5 protein-coding genes and 1 pseudogene are annotated in these 6,013 nt (G+C 70.7%); 4 read left to right on the forward strand and 2 right to left on the reverse strand.

Annotated features, from left to right (window positions below; all coding sequences use genetic code 11):
- Positions 1 to 195: 195 nt before the first annotated feature.
- Genes MVA01S_RS28075 through MVA01S_RS28085 form a run of 3 tightly spaced genes read left to right on the forward strand, consistent with a single transcriptional unit; the run spans position 196 to position 4,083 of the window.
- Positions 196 to 1,707 (forward strand): carboxylesterase/lipase family protein, encoded by a 1,512-nt coding sequence (locus MVA01S_RS28075; RefSeq protein ID WP_003933479.1) that lies wholly within the window; start codon positions 196 to 198, stop codon positions 1,705 to 1,707.
- 41 nt (positions 1,708 to 1,748) lie between these two features.
- Complete coding sequence (locus tag MVA01S_RS28080; protein WP_040543045.1) at positions 1,749 to 3,740, forward strand: primary-amine oxidase; 1,992 nt, start codon at positions 1,749 to 1,751, stop codon at positions 3,738 to 3,740.
- 16 nt (positions 3,741 to 3,756) lie between these two features.
- Positions 3,757 to 4,083: a YnfA family protein gene (locus MVA01S_RS28085; RefSeq protein ID WP_003933477.1), complete on the forward strand. Its 327-nt coding sequence runs from the start codon at positions 3,757 to 3,759 to the stop codon at positions 4,081 to 4,083.
- 3 nt (positions 4,084 to 4,086) lie between these two features.
- Here the strand turns inward: MVA01S_RS28085 and MVA01S_RS28090 are convergent, their stop codons facing one another.
- Positions 4,087 to 4,971, reverse strand: a complete 885-nt coding sequence (locus tag MVA01S_RS28090; protein WP_003933476.1) for an SCO6745 family protein — start codon at positions 4,969 to 4,971, stop codon at positions 4,087 to 4,089.
- Between the two features lie 85 nt (positions 4,972 to 5,056).
- On the opposite strand from MVA01S_RS28090, the gene MVA01S_RS28095 reads away from it, so the two are divergent.
- On the forward strand, positions 5,057 to 5,794 hold the full coding sequence (locus MVA01S_RS28095; RefSeq protein WP_081529187.1) for a DUF4333 domain-containing protein: 738 nt from the start codon (positions 5,057 to 5,059) through the stop codon (positions 5,792 to 5,794).
- 31 nt (positions 5,795 to 5,825) lie between these two features.
- Here the strand turns inward: MVA01S_RS28095 and MVA01S_RS28100 are convergent.
- Positions 5,826 to 6,013 (reverse strand): annotated as a pseudogene (locus tag MVA01S_RS28100) (DoxX family protein); the annotation flags it as partial.

Genomic DNA, 6,013 nt, shown 5'->3' on the forward strand with positions numbered 1-6,013 from the left:
CGGCGCCGAGGTGGTCGCCATCGGCGGCGCGGCAGCCGGCCGGGACGGTTCGGCCTCGCCGCCCACGGACTGGGAGCAGCCCGCCACCAGGGCGCTCACCACGATCAGGCCGGCTATTCGCATTGGGCAAGGCTAGCGACCCGACACGGCTGTCTGGGCGAGGCAGGCCGGGGGAGAGTTCGCTACCGTCACAGAATGCACGAGCACACCGTCCGGGTGAAGACCGTCTCGGGCACCGTCGAGGGGTTCACGCGCGACGGCGTGAACCGCTGGCGGTCGATTCCGTATGCGCGTCCGCCGGTCGGTCCTCTGCGGTACCGCGCACCGCGTCCCGTACAGCCCTGGCCCGGCGTCCGGTACTGCCACGGGTTCGGTTCCTGCGCGCCGCAGCAGCGCATGTACACGCTGCTGGCCCCGGGCCGGTACCAGCCGATGAGCGAGGACTGCCTGACGCTCAACGTGGTCGCGCCCAAGCACGCCGAGGCCGGCGCCGGACTGCCGGTGATGGTGTTCATCCACGGCGGCGGATACATGCTGGGTAGCTCCGCCACCCCGATCTACGACGGTGCGGCGCTGGCCCGCCGAGGATGTGTCTACATCTCGGTCAACTACCGGCTCGGCGCACTCGGGTGCCTGGAACTGTCGTCGCTGTCGACCGCCGACGTCACCATCGACGACAACCTGTTCCTGCGCGACCTGGTGATGGCGCTGCGCTGGGTGCGCGACAACGTCGAGGTGTTCGGTGGGGACCCGGCCAACGTGACCATATTCGGCGAGAGCGCCGGTGCGCACGCGGTGGCTACGCTGATGGCCACCCCTGAGGCCGAAGGGCTCTTCGCCCAGGCGATTTCGCAGAGCCCGGGCAGCGGGATGATCAGCAGCGCCGAGATCGCCGGGGATTACGCCGCCCGGTTCGCGCGCCAGCTCGGCGCGAGCGGGACCGACGCGGCGTCGGCGGTGATGGCCGCGCGGCCGGCCGAACTGGTGGACGCCCTGGACCGGCTGGTGGCCGAAGGTCAGCGGGACATGCTGGGCGCGTTCGCGATCGGCCCCACGTTCGGGACGCCGTACCTGCCGGAGGATCCGGTGGAGGCGATGCGGGCCGGCACCGCCCACCGGGTGCCGCTGATCGTCGGCACCAACGCCGACGAGGGTCGCCTGTTCACCCGCTTCCTGAAGCTGCTGCCCACCAGTGAACCGGCGATCGAACGGTTGCTGGCCCATCTGGAACCCGATGCGCGGCAGCGGATCCTGGCGGCTTATCCGGGCTATCCGGGTGCCGATGCGTGTGTCCGCTTCGGCGGCGACTTCATCTTCGGTTCGGCGGTGTGGCAGATCGCCCAGGCGCACTCCGCGCACGCGTCGACCTACGTCTACCGCTACGACTACGCCACCAGGGCGCTGCGCTGGTCCGGTATGGGCGCCACGCACGCCACCGAGTTGCTGGCCGTGTTCGACGTGTACCGCTCCCGGTACGGCCGGCTGCTCGCGGCCGGCCTGGACTCTCGCACGGCCGGCAAGGTGTCCGACGACATGCAGAGCAGGTGGCTGGCGTTCGCCGGGAACGGGGTGCCCGGCAGCGACTGGCCCGGCTACCGTCACGACGAGCGCGCGGTGCTGGTGCTCGACCGGCGTCGTCGCGTCGAGGTGGATCCGCACGCCGACCGCCGGATGGCTTGGGAGGACTTCTTCCTCACCGCCCGCTGACGCGGGCCGACTTGGCGCAATCCCGTGCCGCCGGACCTGGGATGTGGTTGCGTGGAGGCGTGGCTCACCCCCTCGACCCGCTCAGTGCGGACGAGTTCGCCTCGGCCGCCGAAATCCTGCGGCGCGACCGCGGCGTCGAACCCGGTGTCCCCGGCGGACGCCCGGGCCGGGGGTGGCGGTTCGCGTCGATCGAAATGATCGAACCCACCAAGGCCGAGATCACCGCGGCCGACAGCGGCGGCGCGTGGCCGCCGCGGCGCGCCGAGGTGATCTGCTTCGACCGCGACGAGAACGCCACCTATCGCGGTGTGGTGTCGCTGTCCGAGGGCCGTGTCGAGGTCTTCGAGCACATCCCCGGCGTTCAGGCCAACTTCACCGTCGACGAGTTCACCGAGTGCGACGAGCTCCTGCGCACCCATCCCGACGTCGTCGCAGCGCTGCGCCGGCGCGGCATCGAGAACGTGGATCTGGTGTTCTTCGACACCTGGACCTACGGGGACGCGGTGGCGCCCGCGGAGTTCCGCGACCGGCGGATCGGCTGGTCGGACAGCTGGGTGAAGGCTGCCCCCGGCGCAAATCCGTACGCCCGGCTGGTCAGCGGCCTGCACTGCGTCGTGGATCTGAACGCGATGGAGCTGATCGCGCTCGAGGACGAGGGGCCGTTCGCGGACGGGGAACCGGTGCCGGAGGTGATGGGCGAGTACGTGCCCGCCCACATTCCCGAGCACATCCGCGCGGCGTGGACGCGCGAACCGCTCAAACCGTTGCACATCACCCAGCCCGACGGACCGTCGTTCACCGTCGAGGGCAATCTGCTGCGCTGGCAGAACTGGTCGCTGCGGGTGGGCTTCAACTATCGCGAGGGCATGACGCTGCACACGGTGCGCTACCGCGACGGCGGCCGCACCAGGTCTGTCGCGCACCGGATGTCGTTCGCGGAGATGATCGTGCCCTACCGTGACCCGTCACCGGACCACTACCGGCGCACCGCTTTCGATATCGGCGAGTGGGGTCTGGGTTTCATGACGACCTCACTGGAACTGGGCTGCGACTGTCTGGGCGAGATCCGTTATCTGGACGCGGTTCTGCACAACAGCCGCGGGGAGCCGTACACGATCACCAACGCGATCTGCATCCACGAAGAGGACGACGCCGTGCTGTGGAAGCACGTCGACCACGAGATCGGCGCGGAGGTGCGCCGGATGCGCAGGCTCGTCGTCTCGTTCCACGTCACGGTCGCCAACTACGAGTACCTGGTCTATTGGCGGTTCTACCAGGACGGGAACATCGAGTGCGAGGTGCGGGCCACCGGCATCATGGTGACCACCCCGCTGCCGGTCGGCGCGGCCAACCCCAACGGGACCCTGGTCGACGAACGCACCTACGCACCGTTCCACCAGCACTTGCTGGTGGCCCGGCTGGACCTCGACGTCGACGGGCCCGACAACACCGTGGTGATGACCGAGTCCCACGCCGAATCCGTCGGCCCGGACAACCCGCACGGGCTGTCGATGGTGCAGCGCAACGTCCCGCTGCGCACCGAGGCCGACGGCAGGCAGGATGTCGAGTTCGCCACCCAGCGCGCGTGGAAGGTGGTCAACCCCAACGTCGTCACCGGCCTGGGGGCGCACCCCGCGTACAAACTCGTTCCCACGGGCGCGATTCCGGCGATGTTCGCGCCGGGGGCACCGGTGCTCGAACGCGCCGCGGTCATCGGACACACCCTGTGGGTGACTCCGAACCATCCCGACGAGCGTTGGCCTGCAGGCCAATTCGTCAACCAGTCGGTGCGCGACACCGGTCTGGCGCGCTGGACGGCGGCCGACCGCTGGATCGAGAACACCGATGTGGTGCTGTGGTACGTGTTCGGCATCCACCACATCACCCGTGCCGAGGACTGGCCGGTGATGCCCGTCGACGTGGTCTCGTTCTGGCTCAAGCCGTTCGGCTTCTTCGACCGCAACCCGGCTCTCGACGTGGTGGGCACCCCGCCCGACGCCTGCCACACCGCCGCGACCGCCGCCCACCACTGATGGCACGCTGAGGGGCGTGGTCGTCAAATCGATGCTGCTGTTCGTCCTCGCCGCGATCCTGGAGATCGGTGGCGCCTGGCTGGTCTGGCAGGGTATCCGCGAGCACCGCGGGCTGCTCTGGGTGGGGGCCGGTGTGATCGCGCTCGGGGCCTACGGATTCGTCGCGGCGTTCCAGCCGGACGCGAACTTCGGGCGGGTGCTGGCCGCCTACGGTGGGGTGTTCGTGGCCGGATCCCTGATCTGGGGCATGGTCGCCGACGGCTTCCGGCCCGACCGGTGGGATCTGACGGGTGCGGCGGTGTGTCTGGCCGGGGTCGGTCTGATCATGTACGCGCCGCGCTGACCGTCACCGCAGGTGCGCCTCGCCGTCGTCGAGATCGGTGCGGCCCAGGCCCATCGGTGTCTGCTCCGGGATGTCGCCGGCGTCGATCACTGAGCGCGCGATCGACGTCAGCCCGCGGAACAGCGCCTCGACCTCGGCATCGTCGAGGGAGTCCAGGACGGCCAGCGCGAGCGCATCGGTGCGGTCCTCGAGGTGCTGCTTGAACTCCCGTCCCGCCCGGGTCGGCACGCCGGCCGCGTCCAGAAGCCCGCGCCGGCGCAGGGCGTCGCGGTGACGGGCCCACTCTTGCTCGTCGTAGTGGCGGGCCCGCTTGATCATCTCCTCGGGGACCCCGCCGGTCGCGGCGTGCAGGACGTTGGACTCGCGCCCGGAGATCCCCTCAGCCGTCAGCAGGGCGACGTGTCCGTCGCCGCGGTGTTCGCGCAGCAGGGTGGTGGCGTGCCAGAGCCGGGCCACGGGGTCGTCGGGCCAGTCCAGCGCACTGTTGGCGGCGAACAGTGCACGGCCGCCGACATCGGCGCTGCGCAGCGCCTTCGCGGCGAGGTCGGCCACCGGACCCGCCTCCTCCCCGGTCACCCCGCACCGCCGCAACGCGGCCACCGCCGATTCCTGCCGGGCGGTCAGCGCGGCGTCCGGCGTGGCGATCTGCCACGCGGCGGGCAGCGCTCTGGCCACCTGCTCCGCCGCGAAGTTGTGGAACGCCGCGGCGACGACCGCAGCCGGTACCGGGCCCAGCGGGGCCGAGCGGGCCGCGAAGTACCCCATCCAGAAGCCGCGGTAGCCGAGGCCGTCGAGCGCGGCCCGGGCTTCGGGGGCGAAATAGGTGACGGCGTGCACGGGTTCGGTGCGGTCGTGCAGTCGCCGGGCGAGGATGTGGTTGCGGGGCACCCAGGCAGTCAATCACCATGGCTTACCAGGACGGCCCCCAGGACTCGGCCCGGGTCCGCCGCATGTTTCGGACGGGAGGGCACACATGGGTAGAAGCGCCGGTCTACTCGCGGGGACGGCGGCAGCGGCCGCTGTCCTGGTGGGCTGCAGTGTGGACCCCGCCGGCAATGTTCCCGCGGTGGCGGCTGAGGCCCTGCAGTCCGACATCACCGCGCGGTTCGCCGAAGCGGGGGAGCACCCGCAGTCGGTGACCTGCAAGGATCCACTGGTCGGCGAGGTGGGGCAGATCGCGCGCTGCGAGGTGACCATGAGCGAGACCAACAGCTTCGAGCCGATCGTCACCGTGGTCGCGGTGAACGGCACGGCCATCGATTACGAGTTGGTCCCGGCGCTGTCCACCGAGCAGCTGGAGCGCGCGGTGGCCCGGCTGTCGGGCGAGAACGGCGGGCCACCGGTCGACGGCGTGGACTGCGAGACCGGACTGCTCGGACACCTCGGGGAGGTGACGCGGTGCGCGGTCACCACCGGCGGAACGACGCTGCGCAGGACCGCGGAGGTCACCGGTGTCGACGGCCTGACGATGAACTTCGACCTGGTGCCCATGCTGACCAAGGTGGAGGTGGAGACCTCGCTTCTCGATGAACTCGCCCGGCACCTGACCAGGCGGCCGGAAACAGCCCTGTGCACCGGTGATCTCGAGGGCCGGCCCGGCAACACCGTCGACTGCGCCGTGACCGACGGCCCCGAGAGAGCGGCGTTCATCCTCACCGTCACCGCCGTCGACGGCGATCACATCGACTACAGCTACGCGCCCCGCGGCTGAAGCGGGCGGATGCTCGATGCCCGGGCGGCGCTCAGCGCAGCCGGTGCTTCTTCTTCTTGACCTCGGTGCCGGCGGCGTCGGCCAGGACGGTCGCGCGCTCGCGGGCCAGCTCGGCCCGTTCGCGGGCGATCTCGGCGAGTTCGGCGGCCCGGTCGCGGGCGACATCGGCCAGTTCCGGCGCGCGGTCGCGGGCCACCTCGGCCCACTCGCCACCGCGTT

It is taken from the genome of Mycolicibacterium vaccae NBRC 14118 = CIP 105934 (genome assembly GCF_001552715.1).
In the GTDB taxonomy this organism is placed as follows: Bacteria; Actinomycetota; Actinomycetes; order Mycobacteriales; family Mycobacteriaceae; genus Mycobacterium; species Mycobacterium vaccae.

What these genes read in the sequence shown, in the direction of transcription:
- MVA01S_RS28080 (WP_040543045.1), top strand. Translation starts at nt 1,749, where the DNA reads ATGTGGTTGCGTGGAGGCGTGGCTCACCCCCTCGACCCGCTCAGTGCG.
- MVA01S_RS28075 (WP_003933479.1), top strand. Translation starts at nt 196, where the DNA reads ATGCACGAGCACACCGTCCGGGTGAAGACCGTCTCGGGCACCGTCGAG.
- MVA01S_RS28095 (WP_081529187.1), top strand. Translation starts at nt 5,057, where the DNA reads ATGGGTAGAAGCGCCGGTCTACTCGCGGGGACGGCGGCAGCGGCCGCT.